The organism is Nonomuraea rubra, from assembly GCF_014207985.1.
Taxonomy (GTDB): Bacteria; Actinomycetota; Actinomycetes; order Streptosporangiales; family Streptosporangiaceae; genus Nonomuraea; species Nonomuraea rubra.
The window spans coordinates 11,372,287-11,395,927 of the sequence record NZ_JACHMI010000001.1; the positions used below are offsets into that span (position 1 = coordinate 11,372,287).

Annotated in this window: 21 protein-coding genes; 12 read left to right on the top strand and 9 right to left on the bottom strand. The window is 72.4% G+C overall.

Going from position 1 to position 23,641, the window contains the following annotated elements; genetic code table 11:
• Positions 1-12 precede the first annotated feature (12 nt).
• Both HD593_RS51820 and HD593_RS51825 read right to left on the bottom strand, forming a co-directional pair.
• Positions 13-1,638: a class I SAM-dependent methyltransferase gene (locus HD593_RS51820; RefSeq protein ID WP_185110232.1), complete on the bottom strand. Its 1,626-nt coding sequence runs from the start codon at positions 1,636-1,638 to the stop codon at positions 13-15.
• Entirely contained in the window at positions 1,635-2,471 is an 837-nt protein-coding gene (locus HD593_RS51825; RefSeq protein ID WP_246547203.1) for a hypothetical protein, read from the bottom strand. The genes HD593_RS51820 and HD593_RS51825 overlap by 4 nt, the downstream gene beginning before the upstream one ends.
• A gap of 161 nt (positions 2,472-2,632) precedes the next feature.
• On the opposite strand from HD593_RS51825, the gene HD593_RS51830 reads away from it, so the two are divergent.
• From HD593_RS51830 to HD593_RS51875, 10 genes are all read left to right on the top strand, one after another.
• Positions 2,633-2,881: an acyl carrier protein gene (locus tag HD593_RS51830; protein WP_185110233.1), complete on the top strand. Its 249-nt coding sequence runs from the start codon at positions 2,633-2,635 to the stop codon at positions 2,879-2,881.
• Positions 2,856-3,638: an SDR family NAD(P)-dependent oxidoreductase gene (locus tag HD593_RS51835; protein WP_185110234.1), complete on the top strand. Its 783-nt coding sequence runs from the start codon at positions 2,856-2,858 to the stop codon at positions 3,636-3,638. Before HD593_RS51830 ends, HD593_RS51835 begins: the two co-directional genes overlap by 26 nt.
• Positions 3,638-4,945 (top strand): AMP-binding protein, encoded by a 1,308-nt coding sequence (locus tag HD593_RS51840; RefSeq protein WP_185110235.1) that lies wholly within the window; start codon positions 3,638-3,640, stop codon positions 4,943-4,945. Before HD593_RS51835 ends, HD593_RS51840 begins: the two co-directional genes overlap by 1 nt.
• A gap of 150 nt (positions 4,946-5,095) precedes the next feature.
• Positions 5,096-6,115 carry a LuxE/PaaK family acyltransferase gene (locus HD593_RS51845; protein ID WP_185110236.1) on the top strand — a complete coding sequence of 340 codons (1,020 nt, stop codon included), beginning with the start codon at positions 5,096-5,098 and terminating at the stop codon, positions 6,113-6,115.
• A 149-nt stretch (positions 6,116-6,264) separates the two neighbouring features.
• Positions 6,265-7,530 (top strand): acyl-CoA reductase, encoded by a 1,266-nt coding sequence (locus HD593_RS51850; protein WP_312904353.1) that lies wholly within the window; start codon positions 6,265-6,267, stop codon positions 7,528-7,530.
• Positions 7,527-9,695 (top strand): hypothetical protein, encoded by a 2,169-nt coding sequence (locus HD593_RS51855; protein ID WP_185110237.1) that lies wholly within the window; start codon positions 7,527-7,529, stop codon positions 9,693-9,695. Before HD593_RS51850 ends, HD593_RS51855 begins: the two co-directional genes overlap by 4 nt.
• Before the next feature lie 108 nt (positions 9,696-9,803).
• Complete coding sequence (locus tag HD593_RS51860; protein WP_185110238.1) at positions 9,804-10,952, top strand: glycosyltransferase; 1,149 nt, start codon at positions 9,804-9,806, stop codon at positions 10,950-10,952.
• Positions 10,953-10,955: 3 nt separating this feature from the next.
• Positions 10,956-11,657 carry a class I SAM-dependent methyltransferase gene (locus HD593_RS51865; protein WP_185110239.1) on the top strand — a complete coding sequence of 234 codons (702 nt, stop codon included), beginning with the start codon at positions 10,956-10,958 and terminating at the stop codon, positions 11,655-11,657.
• 64 nt (positions 11,658-11,721) lie between these two features.
• Positions 11,722-12,402, top strand: coding sequence for a polysaccharide deacetylase family protein (locus HD593_RS51870; RefSeq protein ID WP_185110240.1), 681 nt, complete (start codon positions 11,722-11,724; stop codon positions 12,400-12,402).
• A gap of 31 nt (positions 12,403-12,433) precedes the next feature.
• Entirely contained in the window at positions 12,434-13,870 is a 1,437-nt protein-coding gene (locus HD593_RS51875; protein WP_185110241.1) for a hypothetical protein, read from the top strand.
• On the opposite strand, the gene HD593_RS51880 is transcribed toward HD593_RS51875, so the two are convergent.
• The 5 genes from HD593_RS51880 to HD593_RS51900 form a co-directional block, all read right to left on the bottom strand.
• Positions 13,867-14,334 (bottom strand): response regulator, encoded by a 468-nt coding sequence (locus HD593_RS51880; protein ID WP_185110242.1) that lies wholly within the window; start codon positions 14,332-14,334, stop codon positions 13,867-13,869. The two genes, HD593_RS51875 and HD593_RS51880, sit on opposite strands and share 4 nt — an antisense overlap.
• Complete coding sequence (locus HD593_RS51885) at positions 14,331-15,896, bottom strand: sensor histidine kinase (RefSeq protein ID WP_185110243.1); 1,566 nt, start codon at positions 15,894-15,896, stop codon at positions 14,331-14,333. Before HD593_RS51885 ends, HD593_RS51880 begins: the two co-directional genes overlap by 4 nt.
• A gap of 34 nt (positions 15,897-15,930) precedes the next feature.
• Positions 15,931-17,109: a PP2C family protein-serine/threonine phosphatase gene (locus tag HD593_RS51890; protein ID WP_185110244.1), complete on the bottom strand. Its 1,179-nt coding sequence runs from the start codon at positions 17,107-17,109 to the stop codon at positions 15,931-15,933.
• Between the two features lie 127 nt (positions 17,110-17,236).
• Positions 17,237-19,111, bottom strand: coding sequence for a hypothetical protein (locus tag HD593_RS51895; RefSeq protein ID WP_185110245.1), 1,875 nt, complete (start codon positions 19,109-19,111; stop codon positions 17,237-17,239).
• 88 nt (positions 19,112-19,199) lie between these two features.
• Positions 19,200-19,790, bottom strand: a complete 591-nt coding sequence (locus tag HD593_RS51900; RefSeq protein WP_185110246.1) for a TetR/AcrR family transcriptional regulator — start codon at positions 19,788-19,790, stop codon at positions 19,200-19,202.
• Between the two features lie 76 nt (positions 19,791-19,866).
• Between HD593_RS51900 and HD593_RS51905 the strand changes: the two genes are divergently transcribed.
• Positions 19,867-20,235, top strand: coding sequence for a nuclear transport factor 2 family protein (locus HD593_RS51905; RefSeq protein ID WP_185110247.1), 369 nt, complete (start codon positions 19,867-19,869; stop codon positions 20,233-20,235).
• Between the two features lie 8 nt (positions 20,236-20,243).
• Here HD593_RS51905 and guaA read toward each other — a convergent pair whose 3' ends face one another.
• Positions 20,244-21,815, bottom strand: coding sequence for a glutamine-hydrolyzing GMP synthase (guaA, locus tag HD593_RS51910; protein WP_379478756.1), 1,572 nt, complete (start codon positions 21,813-21,815; stop codon positions 20,244-20,246).
• Positions 21,816-21,887: 72 nt separating this feature from the next.
• On the opposite strand from guaA, the gene HD593_RS51915 reads away from it, so the two are divergent.
• A complete protein-coding gene (locus HD593_RS51915) occupies positions 21,888-22,793 on the top strand; it encodes a DUF2207 domain-containing protein (RefSeq protein WP_185110249.1) in 906 nt (301 codons plus the stop codon).
• Here the strand turns inward: HD593_RS51915 and HD593_RS51920 are convergent.
• Positions 22,784-23,605 carry an SDR family NAD(P)-dependent oxidoreductase gene (locus tag HD593_RS51920; protein ID WP_185110250.1) on the bottom strand — a complete coding sequence of 274 codons (822 nt, stop codon included), beginning with the start codon at positions 23,603-23,605 and terminating at the stop codon, positions 22,784-22,786. The genes HD593_RS51915 and HD593_RS51920 overlap by 10 nt on opposite strands.
• Positions 23,606-23,641 lie beyond the last annotated feature (36 nt).

Sequence of the window (23,641 nt, forward strand, 5' to 3'; positions counted from 1 at the left end):
CAGCTCGTTACCTCAGCCGGACAGCAGGCGGATGACGCGGCGGGCGACCTTGCGGGGGCGGGCCAGGCGGCGGGAGAGGCGGTAGCCGAGCGTCCTGCGGTAGGCGGTGGCCTTGCGCTGGGTCCTGCGCAGCTTGGCCTTGGCCCGCACCAGCTCGCGCTCGCGGTAGGAGAGCTTGGTCTCCAGGCGGGAGATCCTGGCCAGGGCGGCGGTGAGCTGGTCGGCCAGGCGGTCGCGGGCCGCCAGCAGGTCGCGGTACGTCGGGGCGTGCTCGGCCAGCTCGGCGGGCTGGCCCAGCTCGGCGTCCAGCTTGCGGGCCCGGTCGAGGTCGCCCGCGTCGCACGGCCGCCCGGCCATGCCGCACAGGGTCAGCGTGAGCTGGTCGGCCTCCAGCGGCCACGGCCACGGATGGTGGTGCCCCGCCGCCAGCAGCCTGACCGCGAACCGCCACAGGATCCTGCACAGCACGACCCTCGGCCCCGGCGGCACGGCCGGACCCGCCGGCGGGTTGACCGCGGCGAACCGCTCGCCGTCGTAGACCAGGCTGTCGGTCGCCGCCGACACGTCGCCGCCCGACTCCAGCCACTCGGCCAGCCGGCCGAGCAGGTCGCGCACGGTCCTGACGTCCTCGCGGGCGCACGCCTCGACGAGGATCTCCTCGACCACCCGGCCCGCCGGGATCGGCCGCTCCTGACCGCCGGGCAGGCGCCTGGTGCCGGCGGCGGTGAGCTCGTACAGGGCAGGACCCTCCTCGATGAGGCCCAGCGGCAGCTCCACCGACTGCGGCCGGCCGTCGGGGCGGGGCGTTTTGGTGGCCACGACCAGCCACAGCGGGGCCAGCTCCTCACCCAGGCGGTGCCTGAACACCAGCCGGGTCAGCCGCAGCGGGTCGGCGACCAGCATCCGGTCGCCGTCCCTGGCGCTCAGCGGGAACGTCAGCGCCTCGGGCAGCTCGAACGCCAGCGCCTCCCTGGACAGCAGCGACCGCGGCGCCCGCCGGTCCGGATAGGCCGCGTAGCAGCGCTGCAGGCTCAGCCCCGCCGCTTCGAGCCCCAGGTCGAGGGCCTCGGGGCCGCTGGGGTAGCTCGGGTCGAAGCCGTGCGGCGCCCACTGGTCGTCGGCGCACTCCCGGTCGGCCGGTCTGGCCTCGATGAAGCGGTCGACGCCCAGGTCGTTGCGTACGCCGAGGACCAGCCTGCCGCCGGGCGCGACGAGGTCGGCCAGCGCGCCCAGCGACTCGTCCCAGGCCGCGGCCGGCGCCTCGGCCGAGTGGGTGCGCAGCAGCCCGTCCATCGCCAGCACCAGGTCGTACGGCTCCTCTGCGTCCAGCAGCTCCAGCCGGCCGCAGAACACCGCCAGCTCGGGGTGCCGCGCCCCCAGCGCGCAGGCGTCAGGGTAGGAGCGCAGCAGCACGGCCGCCGACGGGGCGCGCGCGACCACGTCGTCCACCAGCGTCCGCGGATGCGGCCCGACCAGCAGCACCCGCCCGTCCTCCGGGATCGTCCGCCTGATCAGCTCCAGGGCCGCGCCCCGCCACTCGGTGACGCCGCCCATCGCGGCCAGGTCCGACCACAGCAGCATCTCCCCGCCGATCAACCGGACGTTCCCGGGCGCCTCCTCGCTCGTCGGGGCCTTCATGCGGTGCGCACCCGCTTCCATCCGAACATCTGCCGTAGCTCCTCCGGTGTCGCCTGATACTCGAATCCCAGCTCGCGCCGCGCCGCCTCCGCCGCCAGCCCGGGATCGACGTGCGTTCCGTGCAGCTCGGGCCAGAGCCGCTTGCGGCGGGCGGTGCCGCCGTACTCGGGACGTTCGTCGTCGAACTGCATCGGATCGCCGTACACGGCCACCTCGCAGCCCACCGAGGCGCCGTAGAACAGCGCGCTGCCGAGCCGGTTGGAGGCCACCCTGCGGTGGCGCCGCAACTCGACCAGCTGCTTGCGCAGGAAGTCGCGGCCCTTTCCCTCCCAGCGGGATCCACGCTCGCCATGGCAGATGACCCGGAAACCCCTCGATTCATACGAACGCCGAATGTCCGGATTTGCGTATTCAAGCCAATAAAGGCAGACAGTTACCGGGCCAATCTCGACATCTCGGATTTCGTCGGCAAGTCGGGCGTGGTCGCCGCTGACGGAATGTTTTTCCCAGCCATGAAAGGGATACCAGATCGTACCGTTGCGATCGGGCACCACACCCCGGTCCGGCTCCAGGTAAAGGAGGTAGATCCAGGGCGCGCCGATCAGATAGTGGCCCCTGCGGCCCATCGACCAGCCCCTGCGCCGCAGCACGTCCGACCAGACGAAACGGGGATATCCCGGGCTGCACCAGTGGTCATTCGGGGGAAATCCATGCAGGTAGTTCCATCCGTGCTGGAGGAAACCCTGGATTCGTTTCGGAGCCTCGTCCGGCAGGCCACAGTACGCGCCGAGTATGCGGGAGTGCCCGTACCAGTGATTGGATTCGTCCATCATTCCCCCCGTACGGTTGCCGTGGTCCCATCCGACATTCCCAGCCCTCCTCGGGGGTCACGCCTGGTTATACGGTTCCATTACTCAGGACGGGGGCTTGGTTTCTTCTGGCGAGCGATTGCCGCTACACTTCGTCATGGCTTGAGGACAGAGAGTGAGTGATCATGAGTCATCTCGATCGCCTGCGGGCCGTCTTCCGCAAGGCGCTCAACCTTCCGCCCGACACCGACGTCGACGGCCTCGAATACCGCGCCATCCCGCAGTGGGACTCCCTCGCGCACATGGCGCTGATCGCGGCGATGGAGGACGAGTTCTCCGTCATGATCGACACCGACGAAATGATCGACATGAGCTCGTTCGCCAAGGCGGCCGAGCTGCTGGAGAAGCATGGCATCGGCGCCGCCGCCCTCTGACGACACCCGCACCGCTGCCCCCTGTCCCAGGGTCGCGCTGGTCACGGGCTCGACGAGGGGCATCGGCCGGGCCGTGGCCGGCACGCTGGCGGCCTCCGGCCACACGGTCGTGGTGCACGGGCGCGACGAGGAACGGGCCGCGAAGGCTGCGGCCGAGATCGCGGCCGAGACCGGCGGCGTGACCGACTCGGTGGCCGGCGACGTGGGCGACCTGGCCCAGGTGTCCGCCATGATGCGGCGGATCTACGAGCGGCACGGGCTGCTCGACGGGCTCGTCGTCAACGCGGGCGTGCACGAGGCGGGCCTGCTCGGCATGACGGGGCAGGCCGCCATCGACCGCCTCTTCCAGGTCAACGCCGTCGGCGCCACGCACACCCTGCAGGCCGCGCTCCGGCTGCTGCGCAGGGGCACGGCACCGGCCGTGGTGCTGGTCTCCTCGGTCATGGGGCGCGCGGGCGGGGCCGGGCAGGCGGTCTACTCGGCGACGAAGGCGGCGGTGCTCGGGCTCACCATGGCCGCGGCCAAGGAGCTCGGGCCGTCCGGGGTCAGGGTCAACGCCGTGGCCCCCGGCTACATCCGTACCGACCTGCTCGCCACGCTCGGCGACGACGCCCGCGCGGGCGTGGTCGCGGCGACCCCGCTCGGCCGGCTCGGCGAGCCCGGCGACGTGGCGGCGGCCGTGGCGTTCCTGCTGTCGCCGCAGGCCGGGTTCGTGACCGGCCAGGTGCTCGGCGTGGACGGCGGGCTGGTGCCGTGATGTTCCCGCACCCGCAGGCCCAGCTCATCCCCTCCGGTGCCGAGGAGGGCATCGGCGGCGACAAGCTGGCCCACTACATCAAGCGCGCGGCGGAAAACCTCGACGGGCTGCGGCCCGGGCCGCTGTTCTGCGCCATGCGCAACACGATGGCCTCCGTGTTCTGCTACCTCGGCGCCTGGCACGCCGGGCGGCCGATCGCGCTGCTCGACCCCGACCTGCCGGCCGCCACGCTGGCCGAGCTGTCGGAGCGGTTCAGGCCGGCCGCGCTGCTCGGGTTCACCAACCCGCTGGAGGACCCGCCGCCGCCCCGCACCGACGTGCCCGACCCGCATCCCGACCTCGGCCTGCTCCTGGCCACGTCGGGCTCCACGGGCAACCCCAGGCTGGTCCGCCTGTCGCGCCAGGCCGTGCTGTCCAACGCCCAGGCCATCGCCACGGCCCTGTCCATCGGGCCCGGCGAGATCGCGCCCACCAGCCTGCCGCTGCACTACAGCTACGGCCTGTCGGTGCTCAACAGCCACCTCATCGCGGGCGGCGCCGTCGTGCTCACGGAGGCCGGGCTGCTGGAGCGCTCGTTCTGGGCGGATCTGCACGCCTACGACTGCACGTCGCTGGCCGCGGTCCCGTACCAGTACTCGATGATGCGCCGCATCCGCTTCGACCGCTCGAAGTACCCCAGGCTCACCACGCTCACGCAGGCCGGCGGGCGGCTCGCGCCCGAGCTGATCGAGGAGTTCGCCGCGCAGGTGGAGCGGTTCTACGTGATGTACGGGCAGACGGAGGCCACCGCCCGCATGGCCGTGCTGCCTCCCGACCGGCTCGCCGACAAGCTCGGCACGGTCGGCCTCGCCCTGCCCGGCGGCTCGCTGGAGATCGCCGACGGCGAGATCGTCTACCGCGGGCCCAACGTCATGATGGGCTACGCCGACAACGCCGAGGACCTGGCCAGGGGCGACGACCTCGGCGGGGTGCTGCGCACGGGCGACCTCGGGGCACTCGACCCCGAGGGGTTCCTGGAGGTCACCGGGCGGCTCAAGCGCATCGCCAAGGTCTTCGGCACCCGGGTCAACCTCGACGACGTCGAACGGCTGCTGCGCGGCCTCGGCCCCGTGGCGGTGACCAGCGGCGACGACCGGGTGACGGTCTGGACGGAAGCGCTCGATCCCGCCGCCCAGGTGCGCATGGCGCGGCGGCTGGGGGCCGAGCTGCGCCTGCACTGGAGCGGGTTCGACATGCGGCACATCGATCACCTGCCGCTGCTGGCGACGGGCAAGATCGACTATCGCACGCTGGAGTCGCTCACATGAGCGGGTGCCGCAGTCTGGAGTCGCATGCATGAGCGCCTTTCGCACGATGGAGTGCATGCGTGAGCGCCTTCGCACGATGGAGTGCATGCGTGAGCGCCTCTCGCACGATGGGGTCGCTCGGATAAGCGTCGCGGCCGGTGGTGAGCGCGCGTGTTCACGCTGAGCGCGCCGGAGCGGGAGGCCGTGCTGGTGCCGGAGCTGGCGGCGCTGACCGAGCGGCACCGCGCGTCGTGCCCGCCGTACCGCAGGATCCTCGACGCCATCGGCGCGGCGCCGCCCTACGAGCGGCTGGCCGAGCTGCCGTGGCTGCCCGTGCGGCTGTTCAAGACGCACGAGCTGCGCAGCGTGCCGGAGGAGCAGGTGTTCCGGGTGCTGACCTCCAGCGGCACGACCGGGCAGCGGCCCAGCCGCATCCACCTCGACCGGGAGGCCGCGGCGGCGCAGACCCGCATGCTGGCCGCCACGATCCGGGCCGTGCTCGGCGAGCGGCGGCTGCCCATGCTGGTGGTCGACACCCGCTCGGTCGTCCGCGACCCGACGCTGAGCGCCCGCGGCGCCGGCGTGCTCGGCATGATGAACTTCGGCAGGGACCACACGTTCGTGCTCGACGAGCAGGGGCGGGTGGACGCGGAGGCGGTCAAGGGGTTCCTGGCGCGGCACGGGGGCGAGCGGTTCCTCGTCTTCGGGTTCACGTTCATGGTCTGGCTGCACCTGCGCGGGCTGGGCGCCGACCTGTCGCAGGGCGTGCTGATCCACTCCGGCGGGTGGAAGCGGCTGGCCGAGCAGGCGGTCGACAACGCCGAGTTCCGGCGGCGGCTGGCGGCCGAGTGCGGGCTGAGCAGGGTGCACAACTTCTACGGCATGGTCGAGCAGATCGGCACCGTGTTCCTGGAGGGGCCCGAGGGTGACGGGCTCTACTGCCCCGACTTCGCCGACGTCGTGATCCGCGACCCCGAGACCTGGCAGGAGGCGCCGGCCGGGGTGCCGGGGATCATCGAGGTGGTCAGCACGCTGCCGACGTCGTATCCGGGGCATGTGTTGCTGACCGAGGATCTGGGTGTGGTGCGCGGGGTGGATGACGGGAGCTGGCCGGGCAAGCGGTTCGAGGTCCTGGGGAGACTGCCGCGGGCCGAGGCGCGGGGGTGCAGCGACACCATGGGGCAGGGCTGATGCCTGACGACCGCACCGCCATCGCACGCGACACGTCCGGCACCGCGCACGAATCGTCCGGCACCACACGCGACACGTCTCCCACCGCAAGCGACATGCCTGCCGTCGCCCGCGACTCATCGGGTGCCGCGCTTGGTGCATCCGCGATCGTGCGTGACGACGCGTCCGGCACGGCGCGTGACGACGCGTCTGCCGTGGACGTCAGGTTTCCCGCCGGGGGGACCGTGCCGGTCGAGGTGCTGCTCGGCCAGTTCGGTGGCGAGCCCGAGGGTGGCGGCGGGCTGCGGGTGGGTGATGAGCGGGTCAGGGAGTTCCTCGCGGCCTTCGGGCGGCGGCTGCTGCGGCCCGCGCTGGCGCGCAGGCATCCCGAGCTGGGCTCGCTCGGTTTCTTCCTGCGGCCCAGCGAGCTGGCCCGCACGGTGGCAGGGCTCGGCGGCGAGCACGTACGCGTCCCGCGCGGCCTGATCTTCCACGTCCCGCCCGCGAACGTCGACACCGTCTTCGTCTACTCCTGGGCCCTGTCGGCCCTGATGGGCAACCGCAACGTCGTACGCCTGTCGCACCGCTCCGGCACCGTCGCCGAGACCATCCTGGAGACGCTGCACGAGGCGCTGGCCGACGCCGACCCCGTGATCGCCGCCACGCAGCGTGTCATCTCCTACGGCCGCTCCGGCACCGTCACCGCCGCGCTGTCGGCGGCCTGCGACCTGCGGGTGGTGTGGGGCGGCGACGGCGCCGTACGGGAGATCCGGCGGCACGCGCTGGCCCCGCACGCCCGCGACCTGACCTTCCCCGACCGTTCGTCGTTCGCGGTGGTGCGGGCGGCGGCGTGGTTGTGCGCGCCCCGGGCGGCGCGGGTGACGGTCGCCGAGGGGTTCGTCAACGACACCTACTGGTTCGACCAGGCCGCCTGCTCCTCCCCCAGGACCGTGTTCTGGGTGGGGTCCGAGGGTGACTGCGACGCGGCGCGGGCCGACTTCACCGACCACGTGGCGCGGGTGGTGACCGTACGCGGCTGGGGGGTGGACGCGGCGATGGCCGTGGAGAAGCGGGTCTCCACCTACGGGCTGGCCGCCGACGGGCTGGCGGAGAGCGTGGAGTTCCACGGGAACGCGCTGGCCGTCGTCCACCTGTCGGCCGCGGCGGCGGCGCCCCGGCGGTGGCTGGGGGCCGGGACGTTCGCGCACGCCAGGCTGGGGGCGCTGGGTGAGCTGGTGCCCCTGGTGGAGCGGCGGGATCAGACGATGACGCACTTCGGGTTCGGCCAGGACGAGCTGGAGGAGCTGGCCAGGGGGCTGGCGGGGCGGGGCGTCGATCGGATGGTGCCGGTCGGTAGCGCGTTGAGCTTCCATCGGGTGTGGGACGGGGTGGATCTGCCGGCCGAGTTCACGCGCCTGGTGACCGTTATTCGATGACGCTGGCGGCTCCGGAGAGCACGCTCGCCCGCCTGCGGGTGTCTCCAGGGCGTGGAACCTGGGGGCCCGCCGCGCTCGTGTGCGCCGGTGTTGTGGCCGCCTTTCTGTGGTGCGGGGTCTCCGTTCGCGATCTGTGTGCCTTCGCCGCTTATGTCGGGGGTGGAGTGGCGCTGCCCGGGACGTTGTTGTGGCGGGGGCTGGCCGGGCGGGGGCGGTCGGTGGGTGAGGAGGTGGCGGCCGGGCTGGCGCTCGGGTACGCGGTCGAGGTGCTGGCGTACATTCCGGCGCGGGCCGTGGGGGTGCCGCTGCTCGTGCTGGTGCCGCCTGTGGTGATCGTGGGCGTGTTCGCGGGGGTGCCGGGGTTGCGGCGGCACTGGCGGGGGTGTGCGGGCGGGGAGCGGGTGCCGCGGTGGTGTGCTTGGGCGCTGGCCGGGGTGGTGGCGTACCTGGTCGTGTGGAGCACGTTGTTCCAGTACCGGGTGCCGGTCGAGGCCGGGTACGTGGACATGCCGTACCACCTGGCCATGGTGGGCGAGGTCAGGCATCATTTTCCGCCGACCCTGCCTTCGGTGCTGGGTGAGCCGCTGGCCTACCACTGGTTCGTGTACGCCGAGATGGCCGCCACGAGCTGGGTGACCGGGATCGAGCCGGTGACGCTGGTCTACCGGCTGGCCACGTTGCCGATGGCGGTGGCGATGGTGGTGCTGGTGGCGGCGCTGGGGCGGCGGCTGGGCGGGAGCTGGGGGGCCGGGATTGCGGCGGTCGGGGTGACGTACTTCCTGTTCAGTCCCGCGCTGGTGGAGGGGGCGGTGTTCAGCTCGCGTTCCATGTTCACGGTTTCGACGAGTCCGACGCAGACGTTCGGGGCGTTGTTGTTCGTGCCTGTGGTGCTGCTGCTGGTGGGTGAAGGCCGGGCGGGGCCGGGTCGTGGAGGGCGGGCGTGGTGGGCGGCGCTGGTCGTGTTGCTGGCGGCGCTTACCGGGGCGAAGGCCACTTATCTGCCGTTGTTGCTGGCCGGGCTGCTGGTCGTCATCGCCGTACGGGTAGCGGTGGAGCGGCGCGTGCGGGTTGCGTGGCTGGGGGTCGCGGTCATGACGGTGGGGTGTCTGGGGTTCGCACAGTTCGTGCTGTTCGGGCAGGGGGCTCAGGGGATGGCCGTCTCGCCGTTCGCGACCATGCGGACGGTGTGGGGGGCGGTCGCCGGGGTGGGGATGCCGGAGCTGGCCTCGGTGTCGGCGGTGCCGCTGGTGGTGCTGACGGCGGTGCATCTGTTCTGCCTGGCCTGCGTGTGGGGCGGGGTGGCGGGGGTGGGGCGGCGGGTGCTGGAGCCCGGTGTGCTGCTGTTGCTCGGGATCGGGGCGGCGGGGATCGGGGCGGCCGTGGTGTTCGGGCATCCGGCCGAGTCGCAGCTGTACTTCCTGGAGGCGGCCCGGCCCTACCTGTCGGTCGCCGCCGTGTGCGGGGTGCTGGCGGCCAGGCAGAGGGTGGCGTGGGGGCGGGCCGCGTGGTTGGCCACGGCGGGGGCGGGGGGTGCGCTGCTGGTGTCGGAGGTGGAGTTCGGGGGCGGGGCGCTGGTGCGGGTGGTGATGCCGTACCTGGTGCTCGGGGTGGCGGCGCTGCTGTTGTGGCGGCGCGGGTCCGTGCTGGCGGTGGTGGCGGTGCTGGCCGGGTACGCCCTGCCCGGCTCGGTGCGGGACGTGGTCGCACACGTCAACCCGTGGGCGGAGCGGCGGGAGCGGTCGATCCCTAAGGGGGCGCTGGAGGCGGGGCGGTGGCTGCGGGCGCATTCCGCGCCCGGCGACGTGGTGGCCACGAACCTGCACTGCCGCTACGACTGGTGGCAGGTGTGCGACAGCCGGCACTTCTGGGTGTCGGGGTTCACCGAGCGGCGGGTGCTGGTGGAGGGCTGGGCGTACGCCGAGAGCACGCTGTCGCGGGCCAGGCCGTTCGTCCGGTCGTACCTGGCGGAGCCGTTCGTGGACCGGGCCCGGCTGGCGGCGAACGACGTGGTGTTCGAGGCGCCGACGTCGGAGAACGTCCGGACACTCGCCCAGAAATATGGCGTCAAATGGCTATTTACCGGCATAAATCCGGCGCTGGAGAAATTCGCGCAGCTACGGTTCCGGAATGCGACCTCTTCGGTGTACCGGCTCCCCGAAAGGTAAAGATACTTCCGCTTCTCGGAATGGCACGGAAAAAGCCGCACGCGCCCCGCTGGACTCCCCCAGCACCATTTCCGTGGACCCACGGCCACGAGCAGATCAGGGGAGTCGATGGACACGCGTGCCGCCATGGAGCCGAGCCCCCGCGTCCTCGACGCCGCGGCCAGGCCGGCGAGCGTAGACCTCGTCATCCCCGTGCTCAACGAGGAGCGCGCGCTCCCCGGCTGCGTCCGCACGCTGGTCCGTTTCCTCGACGCCGGGTTCCCGCTGCCGTGGCGGATCACGATCGTGGACAACGGCAGCACCGACGGCACCTGGCGGGTCGCCACGGCGCTGGCCGGCGAGCTGGAGCGGGTGCACGCCCGGCGGCTGGACATCAGGGGCCGGGGCGCGGCGCTGCGCGCGGCCTGGCAGGACAGCCCGGCCGACGTCGTGGCGTACATGGACGTCGATCTGTCCACCGACCTCGACGCCCTGTTCCCGCTGGTGGCGGCGGTGGCCGCCGGCCACTCCGAGCTCGCCGTCGGCACCCGGCTGGCGCCCGGCGCGCGCACCCGCCGCTCGCTGCGCCGCGAGGTGGTGTCACGGGGTTACAACGCCCTGCTCAGGCACGGTTTCGGGGTCCGGTTCAGCGACGCGCAGTGCGGGTTCAAGGCGGCCAGGACGGACGTCGTCAGGCCGCTGCTGCGCAAGGTCGAGGACGACGCGTGGTTCTTCGACACCGAGCTGCTGCTGCTGGCCGAGCACAACGGGCTGCGCGTGCACGAGGTGCCGGTGGACTGGATCGAGGACGCCGACTCCCGCGTCAAGGTGGTCAGGACGGCCATCGACGACCTGAAGGGCCTCGCCAGGGTGGCCTGGTCGATGTCGACGGGCCGCGCCCGGGTCCAGGTACGCAGGGCCGCCCCGGCGCCGATCCACCCGGACGCGATCCTCACCCGCCCAATTTTCGACATTTCTGCATTTATCGCGATAATCCCTGGAATTCTGCATGCGCTGGCGTACATCCCGTTACGGGAAATGTGGTCGCCGGCGCCGGCGAATCTCGGCGCGCTCCTCCTGGCCGGAATCGTCAGCCTCACGGCCCGCCACCGGTCGGCCGTCCGCGCCGCGGCCCGATGCGCGGTTCTCTACGCCCTCACCACCGCGGCCGTCCTGTGCGTGCCGGCCCAGGGCGCCGTGCCCGAGTCGGGCGCCGTCGCGGCCACGTACTGCCTGCTCGCCCTGCTCCGCTTGGTCTTCTCCCGGACAAGGAACTGATCGATGGAAACCACTGAGATCCGCCGCCTGATCGCGCTCGAGGACACCCACTGGTGGTACCGCGAGCGCCGCGCCATCCTGCGCAGGGAGCTGCGCGGGCTGGGGCGTCCGGGCCGGGCGCTGGACATCGGCGCCGCGGGTGGCGGGAACACCCAGGTGCTGGTCGAGGCGGGCTGGGACGCGACCGCGACCGACCAGTGCGAGGCCGCGGTCGAGACGGCCAGGAAGCGGGGGCTCAAGGCGGTCAGGGCGGACGCGCGGGCGCTGCCGTTCGAGACGTCCAGCGTGAGCCTGGTGACCGCGTTCGACGTCCTGGAGCACATCCGCGAGGACCACCTGGTCACCGAGGAGATCGCCCGGGTGCTGGCGCCCGGCGGGCACGCGTTGATCGCGGTGCCGTGCGACATGTCGCTGTGGTCGGCGCACGACGACGCCGTCGGCCACGTACGCCGCTACGGCCGCGACTCGCTCACGGTCGTCGTCGAGAAGGCCGGGCTGACCGTCGACCGCATCTGGAGCTGGAACGTGCTCCTGCGCCCCCTCGTGGCCCGCCACCGGCGGCGCTCCAGCGCCGGCAGCGACCTGCGCAGGACCCCCATCCTGCTGAACGCGGGGCTGTCGGCGGTCGTCTGCGCCGAGCGTTACCTGCCGGTCAAGTCGCTCCGAGGGGTGACGCTCTTCCTGCGGGCCCGGCTCAACAGGTAAGGGTGCCCAGACCGAGACCATAGGGCACGCCAGGGCGGGCGAGGTTGCCTCTAGGCTTTGCTGTGTGGTGATTCATGCCCTACTCGCGGCTTCCTTAGCCCTTACCTCGCTGCCTGCCCAGGCCGCTCAGACCGCCGCCGTCGACTGCGCCCGGGTCAAGTGCCTGGCGCTGACCTTCGACGACGGGCCGGGCAAGGACACCCCGGCCCTGCTGAAGGAGCTGTCCAAGGCGGGGGCCAAGGCCACGTTCTTCCTCGTGGGCAAGCGGGTGGAGGAGCGGCCGGAGGTGGCCAGGCAGATCGTCGCGCGCGGGCACGCGATCGGCAACCACACCTACTCGCACGCCTCGCTGCCGGCACATTCCGACAACGAGATCCTGGACGAGCTCAAGGTCACCCAGGAGGTGATCGAGGAGGTAACGGGCAGGCGTCCGACGATGTTCCGCCCGCCGTACGGGCACACGGACGAGCGGGTGCTGGGGCTGGCGGGCCAGACGGAGCTGGCGCAGATCCTGTGGACGCACACCACGCTCGACTGGAGCCTGCGGGACACCAAGAAGATCAAGGCGACCGTGCTGAAGATGGCCAGGCGCGACGGCGTGATCCTGATGCACGACGTGGTGCCGCAGACGGTGCGGGTCATGCCGGAGATCCTCAGGGAGCTCAAGAAGCGCGGCTACCACCTCGTCACGGTGCCCACACTGCTGCGCGGCAAGGGTCCGACGCCAGGGGAGAGCTACTTCTGAGCAGTTCCCCCCTCAGTTCGGGAATGGAACCATGGGGAGAGACACCAGGCGCAGGCCCTGGGTGGCGCTGGCGACCTTCCTGATCGTCCAGGCCGTGCTCGGCTGCTGGTGGGCGGCGTTCTACCCGGGTCTGTTCAGCCGCGACTCGGTGCTCTACCTCAGCCACACGATGGTGGGGCCCTGGGTGAGCGATCACTCGGTGGTCTACGACGCGCTGCTGTGGCTGAGCTTCACCAAGACCGGTGACCTGGGCGCCGTCACGTTCGCGCAGACCACGGCCATGGCCGGGGCGCTGACCTACCTGGCGCAGTCGCTGAAGGCGATGGGCGCGCCGCGGCTGCTGACGACCGTGGTGGTCGTGCTGATGCCGCTGGCGCCGCCGGTGGGCGCGTTCACGGTGACGTTGTGGAAGGACGTGCCGTTCACGATCTGCGCCGTGGCCATCGCGGGCCTGTGCGCGCGGATCGCCGCCAGGCGCGCCGTCGGCGTGCCCGCGCTGGCCGGGCTGGCGCTGCTGTTCGTGGCGCTCGGGCTCTTCCGCGCCAACGGCTTCCTCATCGCGGGCGTGGCCGTGCTGGCGCTGGTGGTGCTCGTCCCGGCCGTGCGGCTGCGGCTGCTGCTCACCGGCACGCTCGCCGCCGCGCTGCCGCTCGTGCTCTCGAACGTGGTGTTCCCGCAGTTCGGCATCGTGGCCCCGTCGAAGACGTACGTCTACCACACCGCGTACGGGGACATCGCGGTCGCCTACCGGCAGCGGCCGGACCTGTTCACCCCGCGGGACATCAGCCTCATGTCCGCGGTGGCGCCGATCGAGCGGTGGTGGGAGGGCGGCACCTGCTACACGATCAACCCGCTGATCTGGCGCAAGGACTTCAGCTGGCCGCAGGCCGACCTGCACGCCGGCGAGCTGCTGGAGCTGTGGCGGCGGCTGCTGGTCACCGAGCCGCGGCTGGTCGTGGACGCGCGGCTGTGCAGGGGCGCGATCGCGTGGCGACCGGTGCAGGACGAGCAGGTGACCGGGGGGATGACGTACCGGTTCTCGCGGCGGCCGAACGCCGACACGTACGTGGGGCCGGACAAGGTGGCGGACTTCCCCGGGCGGTGGGTGTACTCGCTGCGGCCGCTGTCCCTGGAGCTCAACCAGGTGGCCGATCCTTGGCTGACCGGGGCGCTGATGCCCGAGTGGGACTGGGTGTTGTGGCGGGGGGCGTCGTGGGCGTACCTGTCGTACCTGGCGGTGGGGCTGGGGGCGTGGGCGCTGCGCAACCGGTACGTGCTGGGGGTGGCGGCCGTGGTGGCCGGGCAGCAGCTCGCCGTGCTGGCCAACATCTCGGCGCAGGACTTCCGTTACATGGCCTCGCCGATCTTCATCGGGGCGTTGCTGGTGCCGCTGTTCCTGGGGAGCCTGGTGCGGCTGTCGGCGGAGGCAGGGCAGGCGCTGCGGCGGCGCCTCGACAGGCGGGCCTAGGCGTTGTCGTCCCCGCCGAACGCCGGCGCGCGGCCGGGCAGCCGCACCACCGTGACGAAGAACTCGTCGATCTGGCGGATCACGGCCATGAAGCGGTCGAGATCGACGGGTTTGCTCACGTAGGCGTTCGCGAACAGCTCGTAGCTGCGCAGGATGTCCTCCTCGGCCGAGGAGGTGGTGAGCACCACGACGGGGATGGAGCGCAGCTCGGGGTCGCCCTTGATGCGTTCGAGCACCTGACGGCCGTCGTACTTGGGCAGGTTGAGGTCGAGCAGGATCAGGTCGGGGCGCGGCGCGGCGGCGTGCTCGCCGCGCCGGTAGACGAAGTCGAGCGCCTCCAGGCCGTCCCTGACGACGTGCAGGTTGTTGCGGATCTTGTTGTCCTCGAACGCCTCGCGCGTGATGAGCTCGTCGCCGGGGTCGTCCTCGACGAGGAGGACTTCGATGGGCTGTCCGGTCGTCATGAGCTCTTTCCTTCGTGGTCGCCGGCGGGCAGGGTGAAGCACAGGCGGGCGCCGCCGGTGTAGCCGGTGTCCAGCCAGATCCGGCCGCCGTGGTTCTCGACGATCTTCTTGCACATCGCCAGGCCGATGCCGGTGCCGCTGTACTGCTCGCGGCTGTGCAGGCGCTGGAAGATGACGAAGATCTTGTCCGCGAACTCGGGCTCGACGCCGATGCCGTTGTCCGCCACGGAGAACTCCCAGCCGTCCGCCCCGGGCTCGCACCCGATGCGGATCAGCGGCGCGCGGGCCGGGTCGCGGAACTTGATCGCGTTGCTGATGAGGTTCTGCCAGAGCAGGCGCAACATCGTGGGGTCACCGATGACGGCGGGCAGCTTGCCGGGGCGCTCGAACCGGGCGCCGGACTCCTCCGCCGGGGCCGACAGGTCGTCGATCACCTTGTCCAGCGTCTCCTCCAGCTCGACGGGCTCGCGCTCGTCGTACACCCTGCCCACCCGGGAGAACCTCAGCAGGTCGTTGATGAGGACCTGCATCCGGGTGGCCCCGTCCACGGCGAAGCGGATGTACTGCTTGCCGCGCTCGTCCAGCACCTCCCCGTAGCGCTTCTCCAGGAGCTGGCAGAAGGTGGCGACCTTGCGCAGCGGCTCCTGGAGGTCGTGCGAGGCCACGTACGCGAACTGCTCCAGCTCGGCGTTCGACCGCCGCAGCTCCACGGCCTGCGCGTCGAGGTCGGCGGCCTGCTCGCGCAGCAGCACCTGCTGCCGGTGGGAGTCACCCAGCGCCTGCATGATCCGTACGCGCATCAGGTCCACGTCCTCGGCGACCTCGCGGATGTCGGCGGGGCCCCTGGCCGGGATGACGTGCTCGAAGTCGCCGGCGGCGATCTCGCGGGAGGCCGTGCGGAGCTGGTCGAGCGGCCGGACGACCGCGCGGCGCAGCAGGATTGCCATGCCCGCCACGGCCAGCGGGAACAGCACGAGCATGGCCAGGAACGACCAGTTGCGCAGCCGCTCGGCCCTGGACAGCTCGGCCCGTGAGCTCTCCCTGAGCTCGGCGAGGAGGTCGTTCTGCCGCTGGAGCATCGTCCTGATCTCGTCGAACGCCTGCTTGCCCGCCTCCACCGTCACGCCGGGGACGCCGCCACCCTCGCGCCGCTCGGCGGTCATGGGCTCGGCGTACTCCCTGCGCCAGGCGGCGGCCCTGTCGCTGATGGCGTTCAGCTCGGCGAGCAGCCCCGGCCGGTCGCCGACGTACGCGGCCACCTGCGCGCGGCTGTGCCGCTCGGCGGCCACCCCCTCGGCGTACGGCTGCAGGAACTCCTGCCGGCCGGTCAGCAGGAAGCCCCTGACCCCGGTCTCCTGGTCGATCAGGGCCTTCTGCATCTGGGACGCCTCGATCGCGGCCGGCGAGATGCGGGCGGTCAGCTCGTCGGACAGGCTGCTCGTCCGCTCGATCATGACGGCGCCCATCACCGCGCAGCACACGATCAGGACGGCGAAGGCCGCGATCATCACCAGGAACCAGCCGTGCACGGTCAGGCGGCGCAGGCGGGACGCTTCGGTCATACGCGCTCTCTCCACCGCAGGCGAGACGTTTCGGTCATGCCTGCTCTCTCCACCGCAGGTGCACCACGGCGAGGTCGTCGGCGGGCGCGTCGGGCGCGGTGACCTCCTCGACGTCGGCGATCAGCGCGTCGAGGAAGCCTTCGCCGTCGAGGTGCGCGTGCCGCCTGGCCAGCTCCAGCAGCCCCTCCTCGCCCAGCCAGCGCGGCGGCGCGCCGGGCAGGCGGCGCTCGAACAGGCCGTCGGTGTAGAGCGTGAGCCCGCCGCCCCTGGGCAGCTCCAGCACGTCCTGGTGCCAGTCGGCCTCCACCGGCAGGCCGAGCGCGAGGCTGTGCGCCGGGTCGGCCAGGCTCACCGCGTCGCCGTCGTGCAGCAGCATGCCGGGGTGGCCGGCCCGCCAGATCCGCACCGTGCGCTGGTCGGGCTCCAGGACGAGCGTGGACATGGTGACGAAGATGTCCGTGCCGGGCCGTTCGGCCTCCAGGATGCGTTCGAGCCTGCGCAGCAGGGCCGCGCCCGTCACGCCGCTGAGCACCAGCGCCCGCCAGGCGATGCGCAGGCAGACGCCGAGCGCGGCCTCGTCGGGGCCGTGCCCGCAGACGTCGCCGATGACGGCGTGCACGGCCTTGTCGTCGGACTCGACGACGTCGAAGAAGTCGCCGCCGAGCGTGGCCGAGCCCCTGCTGGGGCGGTACCGCGAGGCCACCCCGATCGGCATGCTCTGCAGCAGCGGCGTGGGCAGCAGGCCGCGCTCCAGGCGCTCGTTCTCCTTGGCGCGCACGCGCTCGGCGTGCAGCGCCACGGCGGCCTGCTCGGCCTGCTTGCGCTGCATCGCGTAACGCAGCGTCCGGCCCAGCCACTCGGCCTCGACCCGGCCCTTGACCAGGTAGTCCTGCGCGCCCGCCGTCAACGCCGCCAGGCCCGCCTGCTCCTCGGCCAGGCCGGTGAGCACCACGACGGCCGCGTCGCCCGCCTCCTCGATCACGGCGGACAGGGCCGAGAACTCGTACGCGTCGGGCAGCCCGAGGTCCAGCAGCACGCACTGCGGCCGCAACCGGACCAGGGCCCGCCTGGCCTCGTCCACGGAACGCGCCCACTCCAGGCGTACGGCCAGGCCGCTGTCCTCCAGCAACTCCTCGACGATGAACGCGTCCTGCGGATCGTCCTCGACGAGCAACACCAACGGCTGCCTGCCGTACTCGCTCGCATGGCCCATGCGGGCTTCGCCACTCCTTCCGAACCGCGGGTCACGGGCACCCTCGCCAACCGCGGTCCGCGTTGGCCCAGGAGAAGCCTCCCTTCCCACAAACCTCAGAGGTATGCGCGCATACGTGACGATCGGCTCATCGGGGCCGGTAACAGCAGCGCGTCCCCGTACGCACGGTGGCGCGCAGTTCCTCGCCGATCGACGGATCGACCGCGGCGACCCGGTCCGCGGCCCGCCAGATGGCCTTGCCGACGGCGACCCTGGCCCGCTCCTCGCTGCCCGTGAACGGCCGGGCCCGCCCGCCGATGCCGGTGGCCGCGGCCAACTCGGCCAGCAGCCACTCCCGCTCCTCGCGCAGCGCGGCGGCCCGTTCGAGGTCGCCGGCCGATTCCAGCTCGCCGATCTCCCCGTCCAGCCGGGCCAGCCGCTCCTTGTACGTGCGCCTGGCCACCTCGTCGAGCACCGGCTGCGCCGAGTTCGCCGCGCTCCTGCCGGCCTCCGCGCCGGCGGCCAGGTCGATGGCCGGGATCTCCTGGCCGGGGTTGGCCATCAACGTCGCCAGGTAGCCCATGCCCACGCTGTGCCCGACCAGGGCGCTACGCCCGTCCAGCTCCAGCAGCCAGTGCAGGCCGCGCCGCCGGCAGCGGATGCCGCCGCCGGCCTCGCCGGGCCGGGTGGCCGCCCTGGGCAGCACCATGCCGAGCTCCGCTGCCTCCCTCGCCGCGCCGGGCCCCTCGTCGCCCGGGTCACCCCTGAGCGCGAGCGCCTGGGCCAGCCGGTGCCTGGACAGCACGGTGGCCGGCCAGTGGCCCAGCGCCAGGTTCTGCCGCACGGCGGCTCGCAGGTGCTCGGCCGCCCGGTCCGCCTCGCCGAGGGTGAGCGCGGCCACGCCCAGGGGGTGGTGCGCGGAGCCGAGACAGGTCACGCCGTGGCCGGCGATGACCGGCAGGTCGGCGAACGGGGCGAGCGCGGCGTACGCGCAGGCGGCGGTGTCGGTGTCCCGCAGCAGGTGCGCGGCCTCGATCATGAAGTACATCGACGTCATCCACGTGCTGGACCGCGGCAGGCCGGGCCCGCGCAGCCGGGCCAGCAGCCCCTCGGCCGTACGGCGGTCGCCCGCCTCGGCGGCTGCCGCGGCCAGGCCGGCCAGGTAGGAGTTGTCCAGGGCGCTGAGGGTGGGCGAGTGCACCATCTCCGACAGCGCAGGGACGAGCTCGGCGCCGCGGCCCTGGAGCCAGCGGATGGCGACGAGCTGCCAGCCGTACCAGCCGGTGGCGTCCACGTCGCCGGTCGCGTCGCCCAGCTCCGCGCAGACCGCCGCCAGCGTCTCCGCCTCCTCGAACCGGCCGGCGCGGATGGTCAGCATCACCTTGATCGCGCTGACCACGAACCCGATCGCCCGGTGCTCCTTGGCGGCCAGCATGCCCTGCAGCTCTTCGAGGCTGCGCTCGGCCGTGGGCGAGGCGTCCAGGAACAGGTCCACGGTACGCAGCAGTAGCCCCATCAGCGCGTCGCCGCGGCGCCCGGTGCGCGCGGCCTGCCCGATGAGCTCCTGGGCCAGCCGGAGCCGCCGCTGCCCGTGCCCGGGCCCTAGCAGGCAGTGGTGCGCCAGGCTCAGCGTCTCCGCCAGCGCCACCGGGTCACCGGCGCCGCGCGCCTGTGACAGCAGCCGGAGGATCGTGTCGTGCGTGCCCGCGCGGTAGTCCTCCTCGGCCGCCTGCCTGGCCCGGAGCCGCAGGGCGAGCGTCGAGCGGGGGTCCAGCCGCAGCAGGGCGTGGCGCTGGCGGGTGCGTACCCGCTCCCAGTCCGTGCAGGTCCGGTGCTCGTGCACCCACACGCCGCTCAGCCCGAGCGCGGCGCGGGCCAGCTGCTCGGGGTCGCCGCTCAGCTCGGCGTCCTGGTAGGCGGCGTCGAACCAGTAGCGGGCGGCCCGCAGGTCGCCGTCCACCGACAGCGCGCGCTCGCCCGCCAGGATGGCGAAGGTGATGTTGCCGCGCGGGATTCGGTGCATGTCTCGTGTCGCGCCCACCTTGTGCGTTCCCCTCCGGGTCGACCGGCCCCCGTGTGTGAGGAGACGGCGGATCCGGCTCTGATACACCTCAGGGCCCGGCGATGCCGAGAGCGCGCAGCAGGGTGGCGTGCAGCGCCCGCCTCGACTCCTCCTTGGACATCAGGCCGGCGGTGGCCTGCTCGCTCGCCGCGTGCGCGAGCCTGATCGTGACCGCGACCAGCCACTCCGCCGGCATCTCGGCGTCGAACTCGCCGGCCGCCTGGCCGCGCCTGATCACGCGTTCCAGCAGCTCGGCGACCGGCGCGTGGCGGGCCTGGTCGTCCTGCGAGGTCACGGGCAGCGCGGCGAGCCTGGGCAGGAGCGCGGGGTGCCGGCCGGCCGTACGGTCGGCGGCGTCGAGCAGCCGCAGCAGCGCCTCGGCGGCCGGGCCGCTGCCGGGGCCGGCGGCCTCCATCGCGGCGACCGTCTCCTCGGTGAGGTGGTCGAGGACGGCCGCCAGCAGCCGGTCACGGGAGGGGAAGTGGGCGTAGACGGTCTGCCTGCTCACCCCGGCGGCGGTGGCGATGGCGTCGACGCTGGCGTCGGGGTCGATGTCGAGCAGCTCGACGGCCGCCGCCAGGATGGCGGACCTGCTGCGACGGGCGTCGGCACGGCGGTTCCTGGCCGGGGACTGACTCATCTCTTACACCTTGTCCAAGTTAATGGGCTGTGTATATCTTACAGCGCGTAAGAGTTATGGCAGCACTGGGAGCATCATGAAGACGGACCCGAAGACGTTCATCGCCGACTTCTTCACGTCGCTGAGCGACGACCTGGTCAACACCGACGAGGACGCGGCCGTGATCATCGACCGGTACCACACGCCGGACATCATGCAGCTCGCCGACGGGAACCCGATCGACCGGGACAAGCTCATCGCCCACACCCGCCCGGTACGCAAGAACCGCCCCGAGAGCCGCATGGAGGTGCACGAGGCGTACACGGACGGGGACCGCCTCGCCGCCCGCTACACCCTGCACGTACGGCAGCGCGGCAAGGACCTCGCGATCGACGTGCACTTCTTCGGCCGGTTCACCCCGGACGGCCGGATGCGCGAGGCCCACCTGCTGACCCGGTCAGTGTGAGAGCGGGGTCACTCCCACTCGATGGTGCCCGGAGGCTTGCTGGTCACGTCGAGCACCACCCGGTTGATCTCGCGCACCTCGTTGGTGATCCGCGTCGAGATCCGCGACAGCACGTCGTACGGCACCCGCGACCAGTCGGCCGTCATCGCGTCCTCGGACGTCACCGGCCGCAGCACCACCGGATGCCCGTACGTGCGCCCGTCGCCCTGCACCCCCACCGACCGGACGTCGGCCAGCAGCACCACCGGGCACTGCCAGATCTGCCGGTCGAGGCCGGCCCTGGACAGCTCCTCGCGGGCGATGGCGTCGGCCTCGCGCAGGATGGAGAGCCGGTCGCGGGTCACCTCGCCGACGATGCGGATGCCCAGGCCGGGCCCGGGGAACGGCTGGCGCCAGACCATGGCGGCCGGCAGGCCGAGCTCCTCGCCGGCCCGGCGCACCTCGTCCTTGAACAGCGCCCGCAGCGGCTCCACCAGCTTGAACTGGAGGTCTTCCGGCAGGCCGCCGACGTTGTGGTGGGACTTGATGTTGGCGGTGCCGGTGCCGCCGCCCGACTCGACCACGTCGGGGTAGAGCGTGCCCTGGACCAGGAAGTCGACCGGGCCGTCGGCCATGATGGCGCGCTGCTCGTCCTCGAAGACGCGGATGAACTCGCGGCCGATGATCTTGCGCTTCTCCTCCGGGTCCGTGACGCCCTCCAGGGCCTTCAGGAACCGGTCGGCGGCGTCGACCACGCGCAGCTTGACGCCCGTGACGGCCACGAAGTCGCGCTCGACCTGCTCGGCCTCGCCCTTGCGCAGCAGCCCGTGGTCGACGAACACGCAGGTCAGGCGGTCGCCGATGGCACGCTGGACGATCGCGGCCGCCACCGCGGAGTCGACGCCGCCCGACAGCGCGCAGATGGCCCGGCCGTCGCCGACCTGGCGGCGCACGGCCTCGACGGAGTCCTCGACGATGTTGAGCATGGTCCACGACGGGCGGCAGCCGGCCGCCTCCAGGAAGTGCTTGAGCACGGTCTGGCCGTGCTCGGAGTGCAGCACCTCGGGGTGGAACTGCACGCCGTAGAGCCCGCGCTCGACGTTCTCGAACGCGGCGACCGGCGTCTCGCGGGTCGAGGCGGTCACCGCGAAGCCCTCGGGCGCCGCCGCCACGCTGTCGCCGTGGGACATCCACACGGTCTGGCTGGCGGGCAGGCCGGCGAAGATGACGCCCTCGTCGAGCACCTCCAGCGCGGTGCCGCCGTACTCGGCGACGCCTGTGCGGGCCACCTCGCCGCCCAGCGCCTGGGCCATGGCCTGGAAGCCGTAGCAGATGCCGAACGTGGGCACGCCCGTGGAGAACAGCCCGTACGGCACCGGCGGGGCGCCCTCGGCGTACACCGAGGAGGGGCCGCCGGACAGGATGATCGCCTTCGGGTTCTTCGCCATCATCTCCTCGACCGGCATGGTCGAGGGCACGATCTCGGAGTAGACGTGGCACTCGCGCACCCGCCTGGCGATGAGCTGCGCGTACTGTGCGCCGAAGTCGACCACCAGCACTGTGTCGAATTCAGACACCGGAAGAACCCCCCAAAGGCGAATGCGGTGACCTCAGTGTATCCGCCTTGGCTCTTACACCTGGCCTGGCACCGGCCGACGTGCTAACACAGAACGATGGATCTTGTCTGGCCGGTGGCGGCGTGGGCCCTGTGGGCCGCCGTGCTCGTCACCGCCTTCAAGGTGTCCAGCCGGCACGACCCCGGGCAGGGCGCCGACGTGCCCGTACCCGCCCCCGTGGGCGACCTCTTACGCGGCATGCGGGCCCAGGAGGTGTTCCACACGGCGCTGTTCGAGCTGGCCGGGCGCGGCCGGGTGGCGATCGACGGCGATCACCTGTCGCTCAGGCCCCCGCTGGAGGAGCCGCTGCCGGCCTACGAGCGGTGGGTCCTGGAACGGGTGCGGACCCGCATGGCCGGCGCCTCCGAGGCCGCGGTGATCGACCTCATGCCGACGGCGGCCGAGCTCGACCGCGCGTTCGTCCCCCTCGTCCGCCGGCACGCCATCGAGCTGGGGCTGGCGCGGCGGCGCTGGCCGAGCCTGCTCGTGCCGGTGCTGCTCGCGGCCGCGCTCGTCGTCCCCTGGTACGTGACGGTCGCGGCGGCCGGGGTGTCCTGGCCGGGGATCATCGCCACGGCGGTGTCGTTCGTGGCGGGGATCGGGCTGCTCATGGGCGGCCGCGGGTTCGTGCCGACGGCGCGCGGCCGCGAGGCCGCCGCGGCGGGCCCGGCCGGGACCGAGCAGGAGTGGATCTTCACGGGCAGCGGGTGGCACAGCGGCGAGATCGAGCCCGCCAGGCCGCTCCCGCAGCGCCAGGAGGTCACCGGGTACGTCGTCAAGCGGTGGGCCGACGCCGGCCGCCACTACCTCGCCCTGCACGACGGCAGCTCGCCCAAGGCCACCGCGTTCGAGATCGAGCAGGGGCTCTACCAGGACGTGCTGCCGGGCGACTCCGTACGGGTGCTGGTCAGGCCGCGCAGCGGCACGGTCGTGCGGGTGCTGGCGCACGACCGTCACTGGTAGACGGGCAGGCTCCCGGTGAGCAGGGTCTCGGTCTGCTCGCGCAGCCGGTCGGCGTACCTGGGGTCGGTCAGCAGCAGGAACCGCTCCTCGTGGATGCCCGCCACCACCAGGTCGGCCACCTCGGCCGGCTCCATGCCCCGCTCGGCCGCCCTGGCGACCGACTCGCGCGACTCCACCTCGTCCGCGGTCGGGTTGACGGTCAGGCCGGGCGGGCGGGTGCGGTCGGAGTCGCCGATGCGGGTCCTGACCGCCCCCGGGCACAGCGCGCTCACGCGCAGCTTGGACCCGGTGGCGGCCAGGTCCTGGGCCAGTGTCAGGGAGGCGGCCAGGGCGGCGTACTTGGTCACCGAGTAGCCGCCCGACCCCGGCGAGGCGAACAGGCCCGCGACGGAGACGGTGTTGACGATGTGGCCCTCGGAGTCCTGCTCGATCATGCGCGGCACGAACTCGTGGACGCCGTGCAGCACGCCCCACAGGTTCACGCCGAGCAGCCAGGAGAAGTCCTCCTCGTCGCGGGTCCACATGTGGCCGCCCTGGAAGACGCCCGCGTTGTTGCAGAGCACGTGGACCGCCCCGAGCTCCCCGAAGCAGCGGTTGGCCAGGTGCCGCACGGACCAGGCGTCGGACACGTCGGTGATCTGCGTGAGCACCTGGACGTCCCCGGCCATCGCGGCCGTCTGCGCGAGCCCGCCGTAGTCGACGTCGGCGAGCATCAGCGTCATCCCCTCGGCCGCGAACCGGAGGGCCAGCGCCCGCCCGATGCCGCTTGCCGCACCCGTCACCACCGCGACCTTGCCGGAGAGCTCGCGCACGGACAAACCTCCCTAGCGATTCGACGCTACAGACGT

Excerpts from the sequence above, each read along its gene's own strand:
- HD593_RS51855 (WP_185110237.1), top strand. The coding sequence starts at position 7,527 with ATGACGCTGGCGGCTCCGGAGAGCACGCTCGCCCGCCTGCGGGTGTCT.
- HD593_RS51900 (WP_185110246.1), bottom strand. The coding sequence starts at position 19,790 with ATGAGTCAGTCCCCGGCCAGGAACCGCCGTGCCGACGCCCGTCGCAGC.
- HD593_RS51880 (WP_185110242.1), bottom strand. The coding sequence starts at position 14,334 with ATGACGACCGGACAGCCCATCGAAGTCCTCCTCGTCGAGGACGACCCC.
- HD593_RS51895 (WP_185110245.1), bottom strand. The coding sequence starts at position 19,111 with ATGCACCGAATCCCGCGCGGCAACATCACCTTCGCCATCCTGGCGGGC.
- HD593_RS51860 (WP_185110238.1), top strand. The coding sequence starts at position 9,804 with ATGGACACGCGTGCCGCCATGGAGCCGAGCCCCCGCGTCCTCGACGCC.
- HD593_RS51825 (WP_246547203.1), bottom strand. The coding sequence starts at position 2,471 with ATGATGGACGAATCCAATCACTGGTACGGGCACTCCCGCATACTCGGC.
- HD593_RS51915 (WP_185110249.1), top strand. The coding sequence starts at position 21,888 with ATGGATCTTGTCTGGCCGGTGGCGGCGTGGGCCCTGTGGGCCGCCGTG.
- HD593_RS51820 (WP_185110232.1), bottom strand. The coding sequence starts at position 1,638 with ATGAAGGCCCCGACGAGCGAGGAGGCGCCCGGGAACGTCCGGTTGATC.
- HD593_RS51875 (WP_185110241.1), top strand. The coding sequence starts at position 12,434 with ATGGGGAGAGACACCAGGCGCAGGCCCTGGGTGGCGCTGGCGACCTTC.
- HD593_RS51865 (WP_185110239.1), top strand. The coding sequence starts at position 10,956 with ATGGAAACCACTGAGATCCGCCGCCTGATCGCGCTCGAGGACACCCAC.
- HD593_RS51830 (WP_185110233.1), top strand. The coding sequence starts at position 2,633 with ATGAGTCATCTCGATCGCCTGCGGGCCGTCTTCCGCAAGGCGCTCAAC.
- HD593_RS51890 (WP_185110244.1), bottom strand. The coding sequence starts at position 17,109 with ATGGGCCATGCGAGCGAGTACGGCAGGCAGCCGTTGGTGTTGCTCGTC.
- HD593_RS51885 (WP_185110243.1), bottom strand. The coding sequence starts at position 15,896 with ATGACCGAAGCGTCCCGCCTGCGCCGCCTGACCGTGCACGGCTGGTTC.
- HD593_RS51840 (WP_185110235.1), top strand. The coding sequence starts at position 3,638 with ATGTTCCCGCACCCGCAGGCCCAGCTCATCCCCTCCGGTGCCGAGGAG.
- HD593_RS51905 (WP_185110247.1), top strand. The coding sequence starts at position 19,867 with ATGAAGACGGACCCGAAGACGTTCATCGCCGACTTCTTCACGTCGCTG.
- HD593_RS51835 (WP_185110234.1), top strand. The coding sequence starts at position 2,856 with ATGGCATCGGCGCCGCCGCCCTCTGACGACACCCGCACCGCTGCCCCC.